Raw genomic sequence first — 23058 nt, 5'->3', positions numbered from 1 at the left:
AAAGAATGACGAAGAAAGCTGATTACATTTGGTTTAACGGCGAAATGGTTCCGTGGGCAGAGGCTAAAGTTCACGTGATGTCGCACGCGTTACACTATGGCACGTCAGTCTTCGAAGGTGTCCGTTGCTACGAATCCCACAAAGGGCCGGTAGTTTTCCGTCACCGCGAACATATGCAGCGCTTGCATGATTCAGCCAAAATTTATCGCATGCCTGTTTCCCAGTCGGTTGATGAGCTGATGGAAGCCTGCCGCGAGACATTGCGTAAAAATAATCTGACCAGTGCTTATATCCGTCCGTTGGTGTTTATCGGTGATGTCGGCATGGGGGTGAACCCGCCAGATGACTATGAGACTGACGTGATTATTGCGGCTTTCCCATGGGGTGCTTATTTGGGCGCAGAAGCCTTGGAACAAGGCATTGATGCTATGGTCTCTTCATGGAACCGTGTGGCACCAAATACTATTCCAACCGCAGCAAAAGCGGGTGGTAACTACCTGTCCTCCTTGCTGGTGGGCAGTGAGGCACGCCGTCACGGTTATCAGGAAGGGATTGCACTGGATATTCATGGCTTCCTGTCTGAAGGTGCCGGTGAAAACCTGTTTGAAGTGAAGGATGGTATTCTGTTCACGCCTCCGTTTACCTCTTCCGCCTTGCCAGGTATCACCCGTGACGCGATTATCAAATTGGCGAAAGACATGGGTCTGGAAGTGCGTGAGCAAGTGTTGTCACGTGAATCTCTCTATCTGGCGGATGAAGTGTTCATGTCCGGTACTGCGGCCGAAATTACCCCAGTGCGCAGCGTGGATGGTATTCAGGTCGGTATTGGTAAACGTGGCCCGGTGACCACCAAGATCCAACAAGCGTTCTTCGGCCTGTTCACCGGTGAAACTGAGGATAAGTACGGTTGGTTGGATCAAGTTAACCCACAATAACAACAAGCAGATAGCATTAGCAGGTGGTTCGTTCGCCACCTGCCATACACAAAATCATTTGCAAGACACTGCATTTATAACAACGAGTTGATTTGCAAAATAAAAACTGGAGTGAAGAGACAATGCCTAAGTACCGTTCCCATACCACCACCCATGGCCGCAATATGGCCGGCGCCCGCGCACTGTGGCGCGCCACCGGTATGACCGATGATGACTTCGGCAAACCGATTATTGCGGTGGTTAACTCATTTACCCAGTTTGTACCGGGCCACGTTCATTTGCGCGACTTAGGAAAACTGGTCGCGGAGCAAATTGAAGCGTCTGGTGGTGTGGCGAAAGAGTTCAACACTATTGCAGTGGATGATGGGATCGCGATGGGTCACGGCGGCATGCTCTATTCTCTGCCTTCACGCGAATTGATCGCCGACTCCGTAGAGTACATGGTTAACGCCCACTGCGCGGATGCCATGGTATGTATCTCTAACTGCGACAAAATCACCCCAGGGATGCTGATGGCGGCGCTGCGCCTGAATATTCCGGTGATCTTTGTATCCGGTGGCCCAATGGAAGCCGGTAAAACCAAACTGTCGGATAAAATCATCAAGCTGGATCTGGTGGATGCCATGATCCAGGGGGCAAATCCTAATGTCAGCGATGCCGACAGTGAACAGATTGAGCGTTCAGCCTGCCCAACCTGTGGTTCCTGCTCAGGGATGTTTACTGCCAACTCGATGAACTGCCTGAATGAGGCGCTGGGGTTGGCCTTGCCGGGTAACGGTTCACTGCTGGCAACCCATGCTGACCGTAAGCAACTGTTCCTTGATGCCGGTAAGCACATTGTTGCGCTGACCAAGCGTTATTACGAACAGGATGATGTGAGTGCCTTACCGCGCAGCATTGCTAACAAAGCCGCATTTGAAAACGCCATGACGCTGGATATTGCTATGGGCGGCTCCACCAACACGGTATTGCACCTGTTGGCAGCGGCGCAGGAAGGGGAGATTGATTTCGATATTAGTGATATCGACCGCCTGTCGCGCCAGGTACCACATTTGTGCAAAGTGGCACCAAGTACCCAGAAATATCATATGGAAGACGTGCACCGTGCGGGTGGCGTGATGGGTATTTTAGGCGAGTTGGACCGGGCCGAGTTGCTTAACCGCGAGGTAAGTAACGTGTTGGGGCTGAATCTGACACAAACTCTGGACGCCTATGACGTAATGCTGACCAAAGATGAAGGGGTTAAGCAGATGTACGCCGCAGGCCCGGCAGGTATTCGCACCACGAAAGCATTCTCACAAGATTGCCGCTTCCCATCACTGGATACTGACCGCGAAGAGGGCTGTATTCGTACTCGCGAGCATGCCTACAGCCAAGACGGCGGTTTAGCGGTGTTGTACGGTAATATCGCCGCTAACGGTTGCATTGTTAAAACCGCCGGTGTGGATAAAGAAAGCCTGACCTTCCGTGGCCCGGCCAAAGTGTATGAAAGTCAGGATGACGCAGTAGAAGCGATTCTTGGCGGCAAAGTGGTGGCGGGTGATGTGGTTGTTATCCGTTACGAAGGGCCGAAAGGCGGGCCGGGGATGCAAGAAATGTTATATCCGACCACTTATCTGAAATCGATGGGGTTGGGTAAGAGCTGTGCATTGCTAACGGATGGCCGCTTCTCCGGCGGGACGTCGGGTTTGTCGATTGGTCATGTTTCCCCAGAAGCGGCCAGTGGTGGCCTGATTGGCCTGGTGCAGAACGGCGATTTCATTGATATCGATATCCCGAACCGCGGCATTGTGTTGGATGTGAGTGAATCTGAGCTGGCTGCCCGCCGTGAAACCGAAGAGGCCCGTGGCGATACCGCCTGGTCGCCTAAAGCCCGTGTACGTCAGGTTTCCTATGCCCTACGCGCTTATGCCCTATTGGCAACCAGCGCTGACAAAGGTGCTGTGCGCGATAAAAGTAAGCTGGGAGGCTAATACCCATGGCGGTATCACAACCCTTATCTGCTGCCCCCTGCGGGGCAGAATATCTGCGGGCGATATTGCGCGCACCGGTGTATGAGGTGGCGCAAGTCACCCCACTGCAAGTGATGGAAAAAATCTCCTCCCGCTTGGGTAATACCATTTTGGTGAAACGCGAAGACCGCCAGCCGGTGCATAGTTTTAAACTGCGTGGTGCCTATACAATGTTGGCCGGTCTGACAGCGGAGCAAAAAGCCTGTGGTGTGATAACGGCCTCTGCCGGTAACCATGCGCAGGGTGTGGCGCTATCGGCCAGCAAACTGGGGCTAAGGGCGCTGATTGTGATGCCGGTAGCAACCGCTGACATCAAAGTGGATGCGGTGCGCGGTTTTGGTGGCGAGGTGCTGCTGTTCGGAGCCAATTTCGATGAAGCCAAAGGCAAAGCTATCGAGTTGTCGCAACAGCAGGGTTATACCTTTATACCGCCGTTTGACCATCCGGCCGTTATCGCCGGGCAGGGAACATTGGCGATGGAGTTGCTCCAGCAAGACGCACACCTTGACAGAGTCTTTGTCCCAGTCGGTGGCGGTGGCCTGGTAGCCGGTGTGGCGGTACTTATCAAGCAACTGATGCCACATATTAAAGTGATTGGGGTTGAAGCCGAAGATTCCGCCTGTTTACGTGCTGCACTGAATGCAGGTAAGCCGGTTGATCTGGCCCGTGTCGGGTTATTCGCCGAAGGTGTCGCGGTTAAGCGCATTGGCGACGAACCTTTCCGCCTGTGCCAGGAATATCTGGACGAAGTGATCACCGTCGATAGCGATGCCATTTGTGCGGCAGTAAAAGACATATTTGAAGATGTGCGCGCCATTGCCGAGCCGTCTGGTGCCTTGGCGTTGGCGGGCCTGAAAAAGTATGTTCAGCAGCATAATATTCAAGGCGAACGTTTGGCCCATGTGCTTTCCGGTGCTAACGTCAATTTCCACGGTCTGCGCTATGTCTCAGAGCGCTGTGAGCTAGGTGAGCAACGCGAAGCCTTGCTGGCCGTGACCATCCCCGAAGAAAAAGGCAGTTTCCTGCGTTTTTGTAAGCTGCTGGGCGACCGTCCGGTTACTGAATTTAACTACCGCTATGCGGATGCCGATAATGCCTGTATTTTTGTCGGAGTCCGTTTGACGCGCGGTTATGCCGAGCGGGCGGAGATCCTGGCCGAGTTACAGGAAAAAGGTTATCAGGTGGTGGATCTATCTGATGATGAGATGGCCAAGTTGCACGTGCGTTATATGGTCGGCGGACGTCCATCTAAGCCACTATGTGAGCGGTTGTTCAGCTTTGAATTCCCCGAATCACCGGGTGCATTGCTGAAATTCCTGCATACTTTAGGTACGCATTGGAATATCTCTTTGTTCCACTATCGTAGCCACGGTACAGATTTTGGCCGGGTATTGGCAGGGTTTGAGCTGTCGGCGTCTGAGCCACAGTTTGAACGGCATCTAACCGCACTGGGCTACGATTGCCACGATGAAACTGACAACCCGGCGTTTAAGTTCTTTTTAGCGGGCTGAGCTTTTTGCACGTGAAGTGGCAGTGAATGCGTATTAGCGACAATTAAATCAGGGCTAATAATCCCTGATTTAATTGTATTTATCTTCTTATAAACTCTCAAAAATAAGTTTTATAAATAAAACTCGGTGTTATTACAGCGTAATATAATTATGACACTGTTAATCCAGATGAATAGTGTCGTAATAGCTTGTTGAGCGATTGAATGACTCTGGCTTTTCTGGCGTTATTTAATCTAAAAATAATATATACCCAAGTTACTTTGAGATGCAGCCAGGCAGTACTCCTACATCTTGAAGGGCGACGGGTATAGCGGGGTTTATCTATGAGTGAATCAATAGCACCAGCCGAAATGTTGATACCTGTTAATACTCAATCTGTGCGTCCTGATGGGCGTTTTATTACTGATACCAGCCAACTGGCAACATCAATGAATAGCTTTGCAAACACCGAACTTGTTTGTGATGCAGCGACAATTCCCAATAATGGATTTAATAATGTTCGCTCACTTGTTCCCATGTTGAATTATGCGTCCAAAGGACCGCTTGCATATTAGTTGGGGCTACAATAGCCCCCAAAATGCTTCGATCAACGGCTCATTGAGCCGTTTTTTCGGTACGCAAACCCCCAATTCAAAGGGTTCAACTAGCGAAATATCATCCAACAGAGAAATACGGTTTCTCACCGGTTCCGGACTGTTGTCTACCACCACTGACGGGATCAGTGCCACACCACAGCCTAATGCGACCATCGATACAATGGCTTCATGACCGGAAACCGTGGCGTAAATTAATGGGTTGGTGATGCGCTGACGGCGGAACCACAAATCAATGCGTTTTCGTGATGGGCCGTGCTCCGGCAGAATAAACGGAATATTGGCCCAATCTGGCTGCTCCGCAGACACTAATTCCCGCACCGCACAAGGTAGCGCTGGGGCAATCAAAACCAACGGTATCTCGCCAATCTGGGTAAACGCCACGCTGGTGGGCAGGACTTCAGGGCGGCCAGCAATGCCGAGATCCGCCTCATTCGATTGCACTTTATCTACCGCATCGGCGGCATCACCGGTAGTGAGCTTAATTTCAACCAGAGGGTGGCGCGCACGGAAACGGTCCAGAATAGGAGGTAAATGACTGTAAGCGGCAGTGACCGAGCAAAATAGCCGCAGTTCGCCACTTAGCGATGGCCCGTGTTGCCCTAAGGCATGCAGCAACTGCTGGTATTGCAGCAACGTCTGCTGGGCAAAGGCTTTTAACTGCGTACCGGCATCAGTCAATTGTACCGTCCGGTTATCACGTAAAAACAGCGGCTGGCCAATGGTCTCTTCCAGCCGCTGAATTTGGCGCGACAGGGTCGATGGACTAACGTGCATCGCTTTGGCGGTGCGGCCAAAATGGCGGCTTTCAGCCAAATGTACGAATAATTTCAGGTCACGTAAATCCATACCAAACGGCCTCTTGAGTGAGATTACCCAGTGTATTCCATCAGAAATAAAGAGTATTGCAGAATCTGCAATATCACATTGTTAATATATCAATTTCAGCAATGAGTTTCCTGTCATATAGTGAATCCAGGATAATCCTCGATACCCACCAAACAGAACCCGAACGGAGTAATACCATGGCTAACTATTTCAACACATTGAACCTGCGTCAGCAGTTGGCGCAATTAGGTAAGTGTCGCTTTATGGCACGTGACGAATTCGCCGATGAAGCAGGCTACCTGAAAGGCAAAAAAGTGGTGATCGTCGGCTGTGGTGCACAAGGTCTGAACCAAGGTTTGAACATGCGTGACTCTGGTCTGGATGTCGCTTACGCCCTGCGTAAAGAAGCCATTACCGAGAAGCGTGCTTCATGGCGTAAAGCGACCGAAAACGGCTTCAAAGTCGGTACTTACGAAGAGTTGATCCCGCAGGCTGATTTAGTGGTTAACCTGACGCCAGACAAACAGCACTCTGCGGTAGTTCAGGCGGTTCAACCACTGATGAAAGATGGCGCAGCACTGGGTTACTCTCATGGTTTCAACATCGTTGAAGTGGGTGAGCAAGTGCGTAAAGATATCACTGTGGTGATGGTAGCGCCGAAATGCCCGGGTACAGAAGTGCGTGAAGAATACAAACGAGGTTTTGGTGTGCCGACGCTGATCGCAGTTCACCCGGAAAACGATCCTAAAGGCGAAGGCATGGCGATTGCCAAGGCTTGGGCCGCAGCAACTGGTGGTCATCGTGCTGGTGTGTTGGAGTCTTCTTTCGTTGCTGAAGTGAAATCTGACCTGATGGGTGAACAGACTATCCTGTGTGGTATGTTGCAGGCCGGTTCATTGCTGTGTTTCGACAAGCTGGTTTCTGAAGGTACTGACGCCGCTTACGCGGAAAAACTGGTTCAGTTCGGCTGGGAAACCATCACCGAAGCGCTGAAACAAGGCGGTATCACGCTGATGATGGATCGTCTGTCCAACCCGGCTAAACTGCGTGCTTATGCGCTGTCTGAACAGTTGAAAGAAATCATGGCACCCTTGTTCCAGAAACATATGGACGACATTATTTCCGGTGCATTCTCTAGCGGCATGATGGCTGACTGGGCGGAAGACGACGTTAAATTGCTGAACTGGCGTGAAGAGACCGGCAGAACTGCATTTGAAAACGCACCACAGTTTGAAGGAAAAATCTCTGAGCAAGAATATTTCGACCATGGCGTATTGATGATTGCCATGGTGAAAGCCGGGGTTGAACTGGCATTCGAAACCATGGTGGATTCCGGTATCATCGAAGAATCCGCTTATTACGAATCTCTGCATGAACTGCCATTGATTGCGAACACCATTGCACGTAAACGTTTATATGAAATGAACGTGGTTATTTCTGATACGGCTGAATACGGTAACTACCTGTTCGCTAACGCAGCGGTTCCATTGCTGAAAGGCAAATTCATGGATTCACTGCAAGCCGGGGATTTGGGTAAGAGCGTTACCGGTACTGCGGTTGATAACGCGCAATTGCGTGATGTGAATGAAGCCATTCGTAACCACCCAATTGAAGCCGTAGGCCACAAACTGCGTGGCTATATGACCGATATGAAACGTATCGCAGTTGCGGGCTAAGTCCCTTTTGTCTTTGACGCCGCTGCGTTGTTAGCGGCGTTTAACTCTGCGTGAAACAGGCCGCTGCCATTAAATAATGGCAACGGCTTTTTTTTATCTCAAATTTAGTACATTTCTCGAATACAAAAATTTATTAAATTAATACTATCACGGCCCGAAAAAAATCCAGTAAGGTGTTAATCGTGGTTTAACACATCGCAGGCAAATGCAGTATTAAACTCTATTAATCACAATATTATTATGAAGGTAATCACGCACCTCGCTAATTAGCGAGGTGTTTTTATTTGTGGGTCTGGCAAAGCTGAATAATAAAAAATAATGGCATTTAAATAATGTTAAGGAGGTGAGAAAAGACAAATAGGTTTAGCAGTAAATATTCTCGTTAATTATAAAACTTAAATAAGGAAATAAAATATGGGAGAAGGACACAGTAATACAACTGGCCATGGTGCTCGTGGTCCAACCGGAGGAATCAAAGGGGGGCCCACCGGGTTTGGCGGCGGTAACCCAAATAGGGGAAGTGGCTGGGGCGTTTCGCAAACACCTTATGGCCCGCTTCACAACTACAATCCGGGTCAATTTGGTCACGGCAATCGTCGTGGTAGCAATCGTGGTGGCAATCGTAATAGCAAAGCGGCTGTTGTGAATTTGGCACAAAATCCAGAACTACAGTCTTATATGGCCGTGGGCGGTATGCCAGCCGTTATCACCTTAATAGATGGGCGCTGGGGGGTAACGTTAAGTCGCCTTCCTGCGGTAGCGGCCTTTGTCGAAGGTCATTTAGTTCGGGTGGGTTCATGGTTAATACGCACCAGCCCAGTGGGTGTGGCTATTATGGGCATGATGCCGTCAAGAATAGCTCCTGACCCGCCGATAGGAGCATATTTTACCACTTCGACACTTCCCGCCGACAGAGTCACGGATACACCGAAAGAAACTTTAAAAACAGTCACTGATGTAGCGGTCAATATCCGCATCAGTGATGTGACTGAAGAGGGAGTGCAGAAAGCTATTCTGATTAAAGCGCCGACGGCAATACAACGGGTGCCTGTCATTCAGGCTATCACTACTACAAGGCCAGGTGTCTTTACCGCAGCTATTCCCGGTATCACACCGATGCATATCAGTGTTGTCGATATTATTACGCCCGTAAATGTACCAACGCCAAAACTATCCGCAGCAAGACCGGTCGTCACACCGATTGAGCATGCGGATTTCAAAGAAATTCATACTCCGACAGGTCGCCATACCCACGATGCCATCATTGTTTTTCCTGACAGCGCTAATATAGAACCGCGGTATCTCTCTGTAATTCGAATAACCAATGTTGATGAACTGATGCGGGAAGCGCGCAATACCTATGAAATAGCGCGGAGTGAGCGGGAAGCGGCTGAAAGGGCGATGATGCCGCCGTTTAACTCAGTGATAGATGAGTTGAAGCGGGAAAAATCACTGACGGATAAGCAAGTTACAGAAATAGCCGCGCATATCATATTGCTTGAAAGTAATATTCCTTTATTGCAACAAGAAGAGGCAAAGATATGGCAGCAACATGATGCATATGGTGGGCATGATAATAAGTGGGCATTTAGATACTTTAATGAACGACTTGGCTTAAAGGGATTGGCTCTCGTTAAACAAGGGGAGGTTAATACATTAAATGTAGCGCGGCGAATTTTTTTGCATAGATTAACGCTCATTTTTGCATAAGATCGCCGCGCGATATTTATCGATTTTGCATAATGCAAAATAGAACGCTAGAAGTTTCTAATGATTAGTTCGCCCGCCTGTTTTTTATTGTCCCCTAAAGAGTATTTAAGGCTCACAGTGTCCATATGTAACCCCTTGAAGACTTCCCGCATTTCAGGAATATCATTGACTGAGATTATCATACTGCCCTGAATGGAGTGGGCTAACTGCGCCATATAGGCATACTGCTCCAGACCGAACTCAACCCCGTAGCCGCAAGTCTGCCAGTAAGGGGGGTCTAAATAAAATAATGTATGTGGCCTGTCATACTTATCAATGCAAGCAGCCCAGCCGAGGTGTTCTATTATTGTACGGGATAACCTTAAATGTGCGGCTGATAATGCTTCCTCCAGACGCAATAGGTTTAGTCCAACAGGATGGGTAGTCGATGTGCCGAACGTCTGACCATCAACCTTACCGCCAAATGCGGTGGTTTGTAGATAGTAAAACCGCGCCGCTCTTTGAATATCGGTAAGCACCTCCGCAGGCGTTGCTTTAGTCCACTCAAAGACCTGACGACTGGTTAAAGCCCATTTAAACTGCCGTACAAACTCTTCCAGGTGATTTTTAATTACTCGGTAAAGATTGATTAGCTCACCATTGATATCATTTATTACTTCAACCTTGGATGTCTCTTTTAGAAAATATAAAGCTGCACCGCCGCAGAATGGCTCGACATAGCATTTATGTTCAGGGAATAACGGTAAAATATGTTTAGCCAAGCGGCGCTTACCACCAACCCACGGAATAATTGGGCTACTCATGAGACAGACTCCTTAACTTACGATCGGTTACACAGATCGGTTGTGGTTAATTGATCGATTTAACCGATCAAAATAAGTTAGGTACTAAAAAAGCCGCATTCGCAGCTCTTCTAGAAGTGATTGTGTTTACGCTATTTATTTTAAATATTAGTTAGGTAATTCAGGCCACTTGATATCGGAGGGGGTCGATACATCAACTTTAGTCAGCACATAGCGATACTTTTGCCATGCAGCTAAGCGTGGAATATCTTCATCATCGATATAGCCACCATCCTTTGCATCGCGCATCGGATCAATGATTTCCGTTGCATGTGCTATAAGTGCGGCCTTTTGATGCTGGGCCAACAAAATGAGTTCCTCTGGAGCTAGCGGTGGATTAGTAATCAACATAGCTTCTTCTTCTGTGATTGATTCCAGTCCCTTCTTGATCAATTCATCAGCACAATCATCTTCATACGCGTACACTTCATCTTTCTTGTCTTTGTAGTATTTCATTATCTCAGCTCCTTCCAAATCCCAATATTTCCGGACGCGTCAACGCGGTACGTATCATTCGGCATAACGATAAAAGTCGCGCTATGTTGTATGTACTCAGAGCCACCGCCGCGCGGAGAGACAATCGTGCCAGCAGAACCCGTTTGACAATTTAAAGCGGCGTTGGGGCCATACTCAGTAGTAACAGCTATCATAATTGGCTTTCCCGTATTGTTTGTGTACCACGCTCCTGATGAGCGGGAAGACAAGACGTTTGTCCATGCCTGACCAGCGGCAAATTTAGAAAATCTGGCGTCAAAGTTTGAATAATCCGTCGGTGTAACTGTTCCGCCCACATTTAAGGGCCTGGATGTTCCAATGGCAGTGGAGCTTACTGACATCGCGTAACCGCCCGAAACGTCATTCCACAAGTAAATCGAACCATTGGAATGTAGCCCAATGCCGACGCCTGCCGGATTAGTAAATCCGCCATTTCCCGGAGTAAGAATGCAGCTTCTAAATCCGTTGGCCCCTAATGGCGCATCATGTGTGCCGTTGACTGTTAATGCCCCGGATAGCGCCCCGCCTGTGAGGGGTAGCGCGCCAACATCAGAAGCCCCGATTGAAATATCGGCTGTACCGTTAAATGACTTACCCGCTATCAGTCGCGCTGTAGCCAGTTTTGTCGCAGCAACGGCAGTACCATTTGCCGGTAATGCCCCAAGGTTGGTCAGTGCCACTGCTTTGTTAGCAACATCATTCAGATTTTGATTTTTCTGCATCGCACCCGCAGCAGCAGTAGCGGTATCAGTTAACCCGAGGTTGGTGATAGCTTGAGCAACCGCTCCCGCGCCCAGTGCTTTAATTTCGCCCAAATAACTCGCGGCTTTAAGATAGCCATCATTACCGGTTGAAATTAATTCCTGAATTGCGGTCAATAATTGATTCTGTTTCGCCTCATCTATATCTATTCCCGCCTGACTTAATACTGAGGCCATCTCTTGTTGAGTGCTTATTACCCCGCGTTGAACATTATTAAGCCACAAGGCTGATACAATAGTCCCTTGTTCACCCGTAGCCGGATTACCGTCATGAAATGATTTGTCGGGGGTATCGATTGGCGGCATGATATTTTTCATTATCAGCTCTCCTGGTAAGTGAAATAACAAAAGGTATGGGCAGGCTTAAGGTTGTTAAATACCGTTTCAAGTGCGGTGTCTGAAAATGATGATAAACGTTCACCCGCTGCCGATATGCCTGCTCTGAACCTGAATGTCTGGGTCTTTGAACCGAACACATTCACTCGCCATACCCAAATAATCTCCGGCGCACTGATCACATCACCGGCGCGATTAATTCCCGCCCTGAAAGGCTCCAGTTCATCAATGGTTATCTGATATCCGGCGCTGGCCGCAATGCGTTTAAAATAGGGAATGCTGAGCCCCCCGGACTCTGACAGCTTAATAAGGACAACTTGCAAACGTTGCTGATAACTGGCTTCCGGCTCTGTTGTGATGTCCAGAACGCGCTCCCAATCAGCAATCAGGCTATTCGCGTAAAAGGGCGTGACGCCCCCCAACACTGCATTAGCCAGGATTGATGCGGCATCAAGGGCGTTACCTTCAGCCTGAATTTCAGCATTGATTTTTGGCTGTTGCGAGTCATAAGCCACTGGGGGCAGTAGCAGACCCAGTAAGGTTGAGAACTTCATAGCAAAGCCACCGTGATGGTACCGACACGTAACCACTCGACAACAGCGCCGTCGACTTGCGGAATAACGTTATTGATAGGGGAAATTATCTGTCGGTCAGTGACGCCGGTAATTAGCGAAACCAACATTTCCGCCTGACTGCGAATAAAGGATTCGCCGGGCATCAGGCGGTTAATATAGTTATTTAATGCCTCTTTAATGAGAACTTCTGCAACATCGAAATTAATACCGCTTAATGTCACTTTTACATCGATATCAAATGCCTTAATGGTCGGTGCCATCACGAGTGAGCTTTTCGCGGTCACCGGTCGCACGTCATCAATATGGAGTTGTGTTGCAGCAATAATGGTTTCAGATGGCAAGCCATCAGCAGAGGTGATCACAATATCAACCGTCCCCAGCCCGCGCCGTAGAGGGTAAACATATGCCGCAGTCACACCGGTGACTTCCAGCGCCCAGCGTTTATAATCATATTTATTACCCCCCGCCGGGGGGCGGCGAATAATATCGAGCAACCGTGCGAGCAGGTCTTCCGGGCTTTCCTGGTTAGTGCCACCGCGCGTAATGTTAATAATAACGGTACTGTCAATGCCATCAGGTGTTGATGATAATGTGCCGGACATCACTTGTGCCGTGTTTCCAGCAGTGCCTGCGAGGGTTGCTTGCGCTGTCACGGTTAACTTGCCGTCAAGCCCGACTGTAGCCTGTTGAGTGGTCACAAATGAGAGCGCGTCACGCGTCACGGTTAATCCACTGGCAACAGTTGCATTAGGCTCACCCGTGAGATCAATAGTGCCGGTTGCGGTATTGGCAGGCTTACGAACGATGCCGCGTGTCCGGCAATGCAATTCCAGAAACTCAATGTCGGCGGTATCAGGGAATATCTGTCGAACAATCCAGCCTTGATCCTGATATATCCCTGCCGCACAACTGGCAACCGATGAAGCCCGAATATAATAATCACTGTTTTCAGAAATATCGGCATCGACTAATAAGTTACGTATATCGCGTAATATATTGGAACGAATAGCCTCAACGGTGGGTGTAATATGGGGCATCAGGCAACCCTCACTTGATGACGAAACGTTTCAGATTGGTTCCGGGCGGTTTCCACCACGATATGCAGTAATAGCCAGCCGGGCGTTAATCGGGTTGCTGTCACAGTGATCGCGGTGGCGCGATTATCATCAATCAGGCGCTGTAATGCCTGTTCGGAATATTGACGAGCCAGGGTGTAAACACGGGGGACATCTTTCTCGCGAGCCAGCTCATGCAAACGTGAGCCCAGCGTGGTATCGGCCCAGTATGAGCCTAGCGGCACAATCAGGCACAGGTAGACGGCATTGGCCAGCGTATTGATACGTTCGCCAGTGTAGTCGCGGGTTGAAGGGTCTATTAGCATGTCCATGCCGCCACTATGGCGGCATGGAGCAAGAAAATTCAGGTGAAGAGGTTCAGTGGGTTAGGCTTTGGCGTCCGAGGTATTACCGCTCATGCTGTCAATGTGATGATGCCCGGTCAGGGATATATTACCCGCTTGCACATCACCGCCGGTGGTGTAGTTGCCTCCGGTCTGCCCGATATTACCCTCAAACGTTGCCCCAGCGCCACCCTTGATGGCCATACCGCCATTGCCGGTAATTTTAGCCTGGGCGGTAACTTGTTCACTGGCATTCACCATTGGAGTATTGAAATCAGCCTGAGTATCCGCGTTGACTTCGTAGTTCTTACACGTCACGCGGTAAGTATCGCATTCAACATCAATGATGCGGCCACGCTTAAGAACGATTTTAGCCCCCTCATCGGTATAGAGTGCCACCTCCCCGGATTTAAGCCCTTTCAGCCGATAGGAACCATGTTCAGTTGCAATCACAATACCATGCGAGGTTGCCCCGCCCAGGGGCAATATCACGGCCATCGTGCCGGGTAAGGGATTGGAGGTAAAACCGTAGTGCTGGAACAATTCATTATCTTGCAATTGTTCCCCCGCCAACGCTCTGGCCTGCACAGTTTGAACCTGTCCGCCACTGTTAACTCGCGTTAACACCGCCCTAAATGCCTTTCGAATACGGTTTAACGCCGTATTAATACGACCATCAACACTATTCCACATCGACTATCCCCAGCTCTTTGGTTTTCTTTTTCTTTCGGCCTTTTTTCTTTTTCGGGAAAGCATCTGGTATCCAGACCCCATCCTCTTTTAACCGTAAGGTGGTGGTCTCGCCTTCAGGACGGCCACCAACGAATTCACGCCCCATCAGAAAGAAAATGGCGTCAATAGCATGGGGTTCACTGCGGACATGAATACGCTGGCCAGGCTCCCACAATACGCCATCAGAGTTACGATGACCGGCGACCACGGCGGTCAGGCTGTATCCTGCCAGACGGGCATCTGCCATCGCTTTACGTCCGCGATAACGCACCTGATCCAGATTATCAGCGTCACCGACCACGATGATTTGTGGGCGATAATACGGCACTGTCGGGTCTTTTATCACCGCTTTGAGGCCATGCGTACCTGTCTCGGCAGTGCCAATATTCTGGTTAATATCCTCGTCCTGGCTATTGTCTGCATTGTTGCGTGTAGCACGCTGGATGCTGTCGTCGTCAATGTCTACAATGCCCAGCGCTTTAGATTTAGACCCCTGTCCATGCCCCTGTGCCAATACGGTGAGTTCGGAAAACGAACCGTTAATTGAAGAATTATCATTCAGTGACAGCAGGTTATTGCCTTCGCCGTTAAATTGCATAATCAGCGTGGCCACCGGGGGCGCGGTGTAATCCGGCCCACCCACAACCAAAGTGCCATCTGGCTCAAACCAAGGCCACAAGCCTCGACCCGCAGCTGCGCGGACTAATGCATCCCAGGCGCGTTCGCCGGGTTCGATACTGACCTTATCATTGCGGATGGCGCTCTCGGCGTTAATCCGAATCTTAGTGATACCCAACGGCCGCACGATATTTGCAATCACTTCTTCCAGCCCCAACTGGCGCGAGGTAAAAATAGGTGCGGCGCAATCCACCAGAATGGCTGCACCATCGCGACCCGATAACGAGAGGGTGCATTGTTTGCGGGCTATGTTTCGCTGGATGCTGTCAACGCGGCCCACCATCACGGTATCAGCCCCGACCTTGACCTGAACGGGGACGCCGCGAGTAATACCTGGCGGAAATACTCCATCAGGCAGACCCAACGAAACAGACCAGGCATCGGCGGGGATCAGGAAATCAGAGTCAATCTGATAGCGGCTCCACGCGCTGTGAACTTTGCCATTAATCAGAATGCTAACGCGGTTGTCCTGCTCTTTCTCAGATGGCGTAGGCATAGAGCACATCCCCCGGTTTAAGGTTGTTGGGGTTACGCAACTGAGGATTCAGGCGCTGCAATTCGACGGCACGACGATAGTCACCGTACCAACGGTGAGCCACTAAATGCAGGTTGCTGATGCTATCAACCTGACGCTGTATTAGCGGTGGGCGGGTGGTTATCATGTTTGCGGCTAACTGCTGTACGGCCAGTGCAATATCTTTTAAGCCCTCAACTACAGGTTGCCAGGCAATCCCAAGCGCGGTTGGGCTTGAGCTAACGTCTTGTGTGGCATCGGCATACTGAGTTCGATGCTGTTCAATGGCCGCCTGAACAAACTGGCGGGTATCGTTAGCGATACGCTCAATATCAGTGGGAGAAAGCAGGCTATTGATATCGTCATCACTGAAAATATCAGCGGCGTCCAGCGCCAGTTCGCCCGCGACCACGATAGTGACCATCGCGATCAACTCCGCAATATCAGCCACTGACGTCCCGGCAGGCATATCGACGGGCGCGGTCTTTTCACCGGATACCAGCTCGGCGGGCATGTTGGCAATGGCAGTCAACTGGCGATGAGACTCGCCCCAGTCCGACATGGTGACATTAGTCTGACTGATTGCGCTGGCCGCTGATACGCCACTCCCGCCACTGGACATGGCATTCAGTGAGGTGAGGCTGATTGCACTTTGCAAGTCACTCATAAACGCGCCAGGGTATTGCACAAAATCCGTGGTGCTGCTGACAAAACCGGTTATCTCACTGCGGAAGATAAGCAGCATATTTAACGCCGTCGATGCCAGCGCCTTTGATTTTGACATCATTTTTTTAGCATCACGTAACGGCGTCAGCGCATCTTCAATCAGGCTTTGCTCCGCATCCATCAGCGATTTCACTTGATTAAAAATGACATCGGCCTGGGCGGTAGGATAGTCCTGACTGAAGAACGGATTACCGGTTTTTGATTCCAGAAAAACCAGCTCAACGGTGCAATAATCCACATTCTCGGCATCGTGACCGACTTGGCATTCGATGACCTGCATATTCGGCATCGAGCCGTAAATAGGGTGGATAAGTTCACCTGCACCGCGCTTATCCAGCTCTGCAATAAAGGACTGCAACCGGCTATCGTAATCATCCCCCCAAAACAACGCAGATAAACGAATGTTACGGGCTTTGCGGCCCATGTCCTGAACATCCGCCCCATCAATGTAGGGGTACTCATGCTGCGCAATATCACGACTCCAGCTGTCGCGGGCATTGACTACATCAAATCTCACGCCACGAAATGAGGCGTCTAAGATGCTATCTGACCAGCTCATTGAGGGCTCCCGGTTGGGCCGCGCACGGCTTGCGTACCGTTGTGGTCATTGACAATTTCGGCAAGCACACGGCCATCGACCTCTAATTTAGTGGTGACCTGGATGGGCTGATTCTTTTGCCCTTGCTGGCCAGCGGACAGATAGGACGGTACGCCAAAACCTGCCAGATTATCAGCAGGGGCCGTGAAGGGATTAACATCAGCGGTGGTGATATTGGACGGTATGGTAATTGACGAACCTTTTTTACTGAATTTATCTTTAGCTATAGCCCAGGCAATATCAACAAAGGAATAGCCCGAGGTGCCTGTTGATATTGACTCCACTTTCCCCGCCATATCTTTCTTGGCAAAATCTTCACGCAATGCATCTTGCACGGTAGAGATGGCGATAGAGCCGGCGGTAATATAGAGCAAAGGCACGGCAATACTGTTACCCGCCATTTTTCCGAGCGCACCAGGTGCGCTAATTCCGCCACTGCCAGCGCCCGGTACGCCGCCACCGCCCCCAGTTAGAAACCTGAGTCCAGCAAATGCCACAGCAGCAGCTCCCATCGCTTTAATGCCAGTTTCCGCACCTGAAACGGCAATAGTTAAGCCAGGGTATTTGTCAGCATAATTTGCAAGCTCGGTAGAAAGGCGGCCTAAAACATCTGATAACGGTTTGATCGAATCCATCTCTGAGAAGTCACGCACATTCTTAAGCTGCTCGGTTTTGAAGTCCGGCGTATCTGCAATAACAGTAAAAGCATCTTCACCTGCACCTGCTGAGGATTTTGTCCCTTTAATTTGTTCGTCTATAAAATCTTTTTTCAGGATATTTGTTTTGAGGGCCATACTTGCTTGTTGGTCAGCAACAATATTAGACGTAATGGAGGAGACCAATACATCCATCGCTGCGGCAATATCCGCCTCTTTATCTGTACCTTTACTTTCTTGTAATTTAATTTTTAATTTTTTGTATTCTTTATTACCGGAAACAATACCTGTTACGGCCTTCATAAAGGCATCAGCAGTATTTACCCCTTGAGAACGTTGAGAAACTAAAAATTGCTCGTAATTTTCAACCTCTCCAGATTTATTTCTAAACCTGTAATTCTTCATGGAGTTTTTAATATCGCTACTGGTGATTTTATCAAACAGATTATTGACGTTAGTCGCGGCAGAATCATTATCACCCGCAGTGAGGGCGTTGGCCTGATTGTAAGCAAGTAACTTATCAACATCGTCTAGCCCACTCATCCCCAAGCTTTTAGCTTTGGACATTTGTGTTGGCAGTTTCCCTGCCATATCTGCTAATTCAAAGTTACCGTTTTCACCGGAACGAATCGCTTTATCAAAAAAGGTCGGCAACTGTTCTTTTTTAATATCAAATAAACCGATAGCGGCTGACGCCATCTTGGCAAGGTCATTGGGGTTAGCCCCAGACGCTGTAGCATAGCGCATGATTGAAGGTAAGATATCCATGGCTGTCTGGCTATCAACTTGGCCACCCGCCAAAATAGCATTGAGAGTGTCAGCACCTTGATCTTTAGTTCCCCCGCCATATTTCACCGCCCCCCTGATCGCATGATCTAATTCGCCTTTTTTCTTTATACGACCCTCTGGCGATAAATCATTAAATCCCGTGTTTGCCATATAGGCTAACGTCTTGTCATAGCCCATTTGGCGGCCAACAGGCTGAGCTAAGACAGCACCCGCAGCAGTCACTCCCCCAGCAATCGCCATGACATTCGAGCCAATTCCTTTGGCTCGTTCGAAGCGTGACAATGATTGGCTTGCGCTAGTGAGCTCCCCTCGCAGTTTACCGACGCGGTCTGACATCGCTGCAAAGGCACGAGATTGTTCGTTTGCAGACATCACACCACTACGGGTGAGGCGAAGATAGGCGGCTTGAGTTTGTTGGATTTCGCGCTGAATATCCTGCTCAGAACGTATACCCAGCGTAGAACGAGCAGATGCCTGGCGTTTCAATTCGGCTTGTAGGCTACGGGAGGCTTTAATACCCTTATCAGCATTCTTTGAATCGGTATCACCCAACTTCTCAGAGGCTTTCGCTGCATCGGCGGTTTGTTTTACCGTATCTTGCAGGGTCTTTTTGAGTACTTTAGAGGCGTTATCGCGGGCGAATAACGTCAACGCCAGATTGAGAATACGTGACATTTATCGTCCCCGCTTTTGTCGTTTGGATTTGGTTCGCTGGGTTGTTGTTGTTTTGTTATTCCCGGCTGACGTTTTCTTGCCGTGCAGCCGAGCCAATGCATTGAGATAACCATCCAGCTCGGAGCGGGTCATCGCTCCTATTTGTTGTTCACTTACTCCGTACTTACCGAGGGCGAGGGCGGTGAGTCTGTAACCGGCAAGTTTGGATTCAATGCCATCCGCTTTTTTTTAATGGCGGAGATCTGCGTATCTATAAGATCATAATCATCATCAGTTAGCGCATCGAGCAATAAGTCGGTCGTGATTGCACCCTTATCCAGATCACCTAAAGTGGTGAGTGCACTGGCGATAACAGCGACACGATAATATGTGGTCGCGACAGCACCCTCTGTCGTACCGTGCTTGTCTTGGGTATCAGACAATGCATTGATGGTGTCTCGTATAACAGGCAAGCGAACTGTAAAGTCAAAGTGCACTTTGCCATTAACCTCAACACCATGAAGCAATAAACCTGAGTCAGTCATTATTCAATCACCTTACGTAATGCATTCATTGTGATATCAATCTTAGCTTCATTATCCACCGTGTATTTAACGCCGGTTTCTGTCGTGAAGCAGTCCAGATAACTAACACGCTTACCGCCACTGCCGTTGAGCGGGTATTGTGTGACTTTGGCATTCTCAATGGCATCCCAGTCAATATCACCGTCCAGAGGTACCACGGCGGAAAGGCTGAGTTTGTATTCCGCAATGCCTCGGCTGAAACCTTTGGCTCGCCCGGTCTTGTTCATGGTTTTAACTAGCTTGCGGCCGGTAGTGGTATCAACTGACAGGTCGGTCACTTCAATTTCCCGCCCGTCGATTTCCAACACGATTGAGCCTACATATTCTTCTGCTGCCATGGTGATGGCTCCTTACAGTAAAAGGTCAATACGGCCAGCAAATACATGCAAACCATTGACGATATCAACGGGAATGGCCGCGTTAAGCCGGTTAACATCCTGAGCGTCACGCTCAACAATCAGGCCGGATTTATTCGCGCTAACCTCTTCGACTATCTCTAACTCTTCCAGTTTGAGCAGTACGTCCAGCAACTCACTGCGTACCTTTGGCCCCGTTCTGGCGCTGAGTTTGTCGCGGGGAAAGCGCAAGTCGATACGTTCACGGCAGGCTTTACGCACATAGTCAAGTGTGCGAATGGTGGTGATATCCAACAAGGCCACATCCGGCGTTCCGGCGAGGTTTTCAGTATAGGTGCTGATAGCCCGAACAATCTGTACGGTGTTGCCGGGGCCAACCTCAAACGGGGTCAGGCCGTTATGCAGGGCGTTTTCCTGCTCATTACGCCCCGGACGGTCAGCCAGTGCGGTTACGTTCAGGCTGCTCATCACCAGCGTATTGAGTGGCCGCGCCGGGTCTTCTTCGCTGGCAATTACCGCCGCGTAAGCCGCTGCAATTTGGCCGGGTAATTTTACTGAGCCGTTATGCCAGCCGATGGTTACGCGACCATCATTAATATCACTACTTAGCGTGGTGCCGGTAGACAGGGACTTGGGCCAGCCCGCAATACCAATGGCACCACGCTGCTCCAGCGGCCCGCTAACGTCATCAAGATGATTACGCAAAGCCGTTAACGCTTCAGGCGTCGAGTACGGGCAAACAAGGATGTTATGGCCAGCGGCAAAGACAGCCGCTAACGCAAGGGAGATATCCGGGTCTATATCGCCTTCCGCCATGGCGGTGATAGCGGTGGTGACACCGGTTGCGGTGGATTGAGCGCGTAACTTGATATCATTACCCAGCGCACCTTTATGGTGGCATTTCAGCGTAATAACACCCGCTTCAGCGGTAGCGCTGACCGGCAAGCTAGTTTGGCTGGCCATCGCGGCGACCAGATTACTGGCAATGGCCGCTGGGGTCTCTGTTGCGGCCACGGCTGCATCAATGCGAATATCACCGACCCACAGACTGACCACTCCGCTGGTCGCTGCCGGGCCGGTCAGGGTTAAGGTTCCGGTGGCGGCAATACCTGCGGTGGCATCTGGCACACCGATGATCTGCAACTGTAGATAGCGATTGCTGGTAATGGCATCGATGGCCATCAAATGGGCCAGCGAACCGTAACCGAACAATTCCGCCGCCTGGGTATCCGAAAATACGTTGGTGGCCACCAGTGGTAACGCACTGCCGGTAGATAACATCTGGCCAATAATCAACACAAACTGCTGATTGCCGGGTAAGGTGCGGACGGCTAACCGGGTATTGAACTCAATGTATTTACCCGGTTTGCGGATGCTGGCCGGGATGTTGTCAAAAGCAATATTAGGACTGGCCACGGGATGCCTCCGTTTTGGTTTTGGCTTTCGGTTCAACTGCATCAACGGCGGTTTCTATCACCGGGGCATCTTCAGTTGCAGGGAGAGACTTACTCTCCGCCACGATAATTAGGTCACCCACGGCAATTTGCCGCAGGTAATAGGCGGTGTTGGGGACATCTACCGCGTCGGCCTCAATGTATTTTCGGGCGTTGTGTTGGTAGGGAACACGAACCCCGCCAACGGCTTTAACGTTAAGTATTGTCATGATGAATAATGTCCTCAGCATCCGGTGAGCGCGTGGTCTGCGGGATGTCATAGCTAAGACGAGTGGTAAGCCAGTCAGCGTCCGGCTCGCTTTGGCTACCCAGATAGCCGATAAAGATACTGTCAATGGAGTCAGCAGGCGCATCAACAACAGGGAATAAGCCATTTTCCAGCGCCTCTTCAACCCAATAGGTGTCAAATTCGCAGGCGAAAACAGATAAAGCCGCATCGCCCACTTTGGTGTTAAACAAGGTGCGAACGCGACCAGGAACCAAATGCGCAATCCCGAGGCCTAAGTCCTGACCAGAGAGCAAACGCCGAACAGCTGCGACCATTTTATAGGTGCCAGCTTCCTGCAATCCGGGACCGCCCTGACGGGTTGCTTCCTCGCTACGCACGTTCCGTTCCCCAACAATCACCACAAAACGCCCATAGGTTTTGTATTTGCGCTTGGTAATACTGGTATTTTCAGTCTTCTGGATGCCGCCGAACGTCACCCAGATGCCCGGTAAACAGCGGGCAACATCGGCAGGTTCCCCATCCATTTCACCGCCGTAGGAGTGAACGCCCTGAACCATACGGCCCATTCCCTGGCGTAACCGTTCACAAATGGCTTTTTCTGTGAGCGCAATAATCAAAATGCACCCCCATTAGTCGAGTCACGGCCAAAGTTACGGCCCGCAGAAGAGAAACGAATACGTGGGCTGGACTCGACCACTTCTCCGTTAGGCAATTTACCCAGGGTAACTGTCCCTGCCGCGACTTTTTCAAAGTAACGACGGGCATCTTCATATCGCTCTCGAATTTCGTCAGTACTCTGAGTGCCTGCCCCACACAACAGATAGCGGGCGATATCACAGCAGCGGCCCACCAGAATGCCGGGGGTATCTGGCCAGGGGGTTGGATAGCGACCCGCCAGATAGCTATCAATCTCAGCACTGGCCTGTGTCAGCTTGACGTCCATCACATGGTCATCAATCTGGCCACTGAAATTGCGGTCTGTAAGGGCGATACACTCTTTCTCACCGAATGCATCCACCATATTTTGACGAGTCGCATACATGGTCATTACCTATTTAGTGGTCTTGGTGGTTTTAGTGTCTGCTAGCTCGTTGGTCGCTGCATCAACAGCCGCTGTCAGACTGACAATTTGCGCTTTGAGATCATCAATTTCCTGCTGTTGACCTGTAATGGTGGCGCTGGCGCTCTCATTGGCCGACTTCAATGCTTCCGCATCTTCAGATAGCTGTTGCAGCCCAGCTTCCAGCTCTTGATTACGGGCCTGTAGCGATAGAACGCTACTCTGTAGTTTCAGAATACAGTCTTGTGCCAGCACCAACTCTTTACCCTGATCAGCATTATCTGGCTGGCCATCTGGTACATGGGTAACAACAAGCATCAGTTCAGCTTTTAGTTCAGCAAGAACCGATGGGGTA

The 23058-nt window shown here is 50.1% G+C and carries 24 protein-coding genes; 6 read left to right on the top strand and 18 right to left on the bottom strand.

Annotation, left to right across the window (positions count from 1 at the left end):
• Window positions 1-5: 5 nt before the first annotated feature.
• The 4 genes from AEP37_RS18165 to AEP37_RS18150 all read left to right on the top strand — a co-directional run bounded on the left by AEP37_RS18165 (window position 6) and on the right by AEP37_RS18150 (window position 5012).
• Window positions 6-935, top strand: a complete 930-nt coding sequence (locus AEP37_RS18165) for a branched-chain amino acid transaminase (RefSeq protein WP_049614672.1) — start codon at window positions 6-8, stop codon at window positions 933-935.
• Window positions 936-1057: 122 nt separating this feature from the next.
• On the top strand, window positions 1058-2908 hold the full coding sequence (gene ilvD / locus AEP37_RS18160; RefSeq protein ID WP_049614671.1) for a dihydroxy-acid dehydratase: 1851 nt from the start codon (window positions 1058-1060) through the stop codon (window positions 2906-2908).
• 5 nt (window positions 2909-2913) lie between these two features.
• On the top strand, window positions 2914-4458 hold the full coding sequence (gene ilvA / locus AEP37_RS18155) for a threonine ammonia-lyase, biosynthetic (RefSeq protein WP_049614670.1): 1545 nt from the start codon (window positions 2914-2916) through the stop codon (window positions 4456-4458).
• A 323-nt stretch (window positions 4459-4781) separates the two neighbouring features.
• Window positions 4782-5012 carry a hypothetical protein gene (locus AEP37_RS18150; protein WP_049614669.1) on the top strand — a complete coding sequence of 77 codons (231 nt, stop codon included), beginning with the start codon at window positions 4782-4784 and terminating at the stop codon, window positions 5010-5012.
• 6 nt (window positions 5013-5018) lie between these two features.
• Here AEP37_RS18150 and ilvY read toward each other — a convergent pair whose 3' ends face one another.
• Window positions 5019-5900 carry an HTH-type transcriptional activator IlvY gene (ilvY, locus tag AEP37_RS18145; protein ID WP_049614668.1) on the bottom strand — a complete coding sequence of 294 codons (882 nt, stop codon included), beginning with the start codon at window positions 5898-5900 and terminating at the stop codon, window positions 5019-5021.
• A gap of 176 nt (window positions 5901-6076) precedes the next feature.
• Between ilvY and ilvC the strand changes: the two genes are divergently transcribed.
• Both ilvC and AEP37_RS18135 read left to right on the top strand, forming a co-directional pair.
• Window positions 6077-7555, top strand: a complete 1479-nt coding sequence (ilvC, locus tag AEP37_RS18140; protein ID WP_049614667.1) for a ketol-acid reductoisomerase — start codon at window positions 6077-6079, stop codon at window positions 7553-7555.
• Between the two features lie 414 nt (window positions 7556-7969).
• Window positions 7970-9265, top strand: coding sequence for a colicin-like bacteriocin tRNase domain-containing protein (locus AEP37_RS18135; RefSeq protein WP_082170855.1), 1296 nt, complete (start codon window positions 7970-7972; stop codon window positions 9263-9265).
• A 47-nt stretch (window positions 9266-9312) separates the two neighbouring features.
• Here the strand turns inward: AEP37_RS18135 and AEP37_RS18130 are convergent, their stop codons facing one another.
• The 17 genes from AEP37_RS18130 to AEP37_RS26605 form a co-directional block, all read right to left on the bottom strand.
• Window positions 9313-10068 (bottom strand): DNA adenine methylase, encoded by a 756-nt coding sequence (locus AEP37_RS18130; RefSeq protein ID WP_049614666.1) that lies wholly within the window; start codon window positions 10066-10068, stop codon window positions 9313-9315.
• Between the two features lie 147 nt (window positions 10069-10215).
• Window positions 10216-10563, bottom strand: coding sequence for a tail fiber assembly protein (locus AEP37_RS24345; RefSeq protein ID WP_053101975.1), 348 nt, complete (start codon window positions 10561-10563; stop codon window positions 10216-10218).
• The gene (locus AEP37_RS18120; protein ID WP_049614665.1) at window positions 10563-11681 is read right to left on the bottom strand and encodes a hypothetical protein; all 1119 of its coding nucleotides are present in this window, start codon (window positions 11679-11681) and stop codon (window positions 10563-10565) included. The genes AEP37_RS24345 and AEP37_RS18120 overlap by 1 nt, the downstream gene beginning before the upstream one ends.
• Before the next feature lie 2 nt (window positions 11682-11683).
• Window positions 11684-12253 carry a YmfQ family protein gene (locus AEP37_RS18115; protein ID WP_049614664.1) on the bottom strand — a complete coding sequence of 190 codons (570 nt, stop codon included), beginning with the start codon at window positions 12251-12253 and terminating at the stop codon, window positions 11684-11686.
• Window positions 12250-13311, bottom strand: a complete 1062-nt coding sequence (locus tag AEP37_RS18110) for a baseplate J/gp47 family protein (protein ID WP_049614663.1) — start codon at window positions 13309-13311, stop codon at window positions 12250-12252. The genes AEP37_RS18115 and AEP37_RS18110 overlap by 4 nt, the downstream gene beginning before the upstream one ends.
• Entirely contained in the window at window positions 13311-13661 is a 351-nt protein-coding gene (locus tag AEP37_RS18105; protein ID WP_049614662.1) for a phage GP46 family protein, read from the bottom strand. Before AEP37_RS18105 ends, AEP37_RS18110 begins: the two co-directional genes overlap by 1 nt.
• 54 nt (window positions 13662-13715) lie before the next feature.
• Window positions 13716-14366, bottom strand: a complete 651-nt coding sequence (locus AEP37_RS18100) for a phage baseplate assembly protein V (protein ID WP_049614661.1) — start codon at window positions 14364-14366, stop codon at window positions 13716-13718.
• Window positions 14356-15579 carry a phage baseplate assembly protein gene (locus tag AEP37_RS18095; protein ID WP_049614660.1) on the bottom strand — a complete coding sequence of 408 codons (1224 nt, stop codon included), beginning with the start codon at window positions 15577-15579 and terminating at the stop codon, window positions 14356-14358. Before AEP37_RS18095 ends, AEP37_RS18100 begins: the two co-directional genes overlap by 11 nt.
• On the bottom strand, window positions 15563-16882 hold the full coding sequence (locus AEP37_RS18090) for a DNA circularization protein (RefSeq protein WP_049614659.1): 1320 nt from the start codon (window positions 16880-16882) through the stop codon (window positions 15563-15565). The genes AEP37_RS18095 and AEP37_RS18090 overlap by 17 nt, the downstream gene beginning before the upstream one ends.
• Window positions 16879-19041, bottom strand: a complete 2163-nt coding sequence (locus AEP37_RS18085) for a phage tail tape measure protein (RefSeq protein ID WP_049614658.1) — start codon at window positions 19039-19041, stop codon at window positions 16879-16881. The genes AEP37_RS18090 and AEP37_RS18085 overlap by 4 nt, the downstream gene beginning before the upstream one ends.
• A gap of 152 nt (window positions 19042-19193) precedes the next feature.
• Window positions 19194-19565 (bottom strand): hypothetical protein, encoded by a 372-nt coding sequence (locus AEP37_RS18080; protein WP_049614657.1) that lies wholly within the window; start codon window positions 19563-19565, stop codon window positions 19194-19196.
• The gene (locus tag AEP37_RS18075) at window positions 19565-19942 is read right to left on the bottom strand and encodes a hypothetical protein (protein ID WP_049614656.1); all 378 of its coding nucleotides are present in this window, start codon (window positions 19940-19942) and stop codon (window positions 19565-19567) included. The genes AEP37_RS18080 and AEP37_RS18075 overlap by 1 nt, the downstream gene beginning before the upstream one ends.
• 12 nt (window positions 19943-19954) lie before the next feature.
• Entirely contained in the window at window positions 19955-21376 is a 1422-nt protein-coding gene (locus AEP37_RS18070; RefSeq protein ID WP_049614655.1) for a phage tail sheath C-terminal domain-containing protein, read from the bottom strand.
• Window positions 21363-21623: a DUF2635 domain-containing protein gene (locus AEP37_RS18065; protein WP_049614654.1), complete on the bottom strand. Its 261-nt coding sequence runs from the start codon at window positions 21621-21623 to the stop codon at window positions 21363-21365. The genes AEP37_RS18070 and AEP37_RS18065 overlap by 14 nt, the downstream gene beginning before the upstream one ends.
• Complete coding sequence (locus AEP37_RS18060; protein ID WP_049614653.1) at window positions 21610-22260, bottom strand: DUF1834 family protein; 651 nt, start codon at window positions 22258-22260, stop codon at window positions 21610-21612. The genes AEP37_RS18065 and AEP37_RS18060 overlap by 14 nt, the downstream gene beginning before the upstream one ends.
• The gene (locus AEP37_RS18055) at window positions 22257-22685 is read right to left on the bottom strand and encodes a gp436 family protein (RefSeq protein ID WP_049614652.1); all 429 of its coding nucleotides are present in this window, start codon (window positions 22683-22685) and stop codon (window positions 22257-22259) included. The genes AEP37_RS18060 and AEP37_RS18055 overlap by 4 nt, the downstream gene beginning before the upstream one ends.
• A gap of 9 nt (window positions 22686-22694) precedes the next feature.
• The coding region (locus AEP37_RS26605) for a coiled-coil domain-containing protein (RefSeq protein WP_049614651.1) at window positions 22695-23058 on the bottom strand (364 nt) is incomplete at its 5' end.

It is taken from the genome of Yersinia pekkanenii (assembly GCF_001152565.1).
GTDB lineage: Bacteria > Pseudomonadota > Gammaproteobacteria > Enterobacterales > Enterobacteriaceae > Yersinia > Yersinia pekkanenii.
Note: the sequence above shows the minus strand (reverse complement) of the source record. Positions and strands in the feature narration are given on the sequence as shown.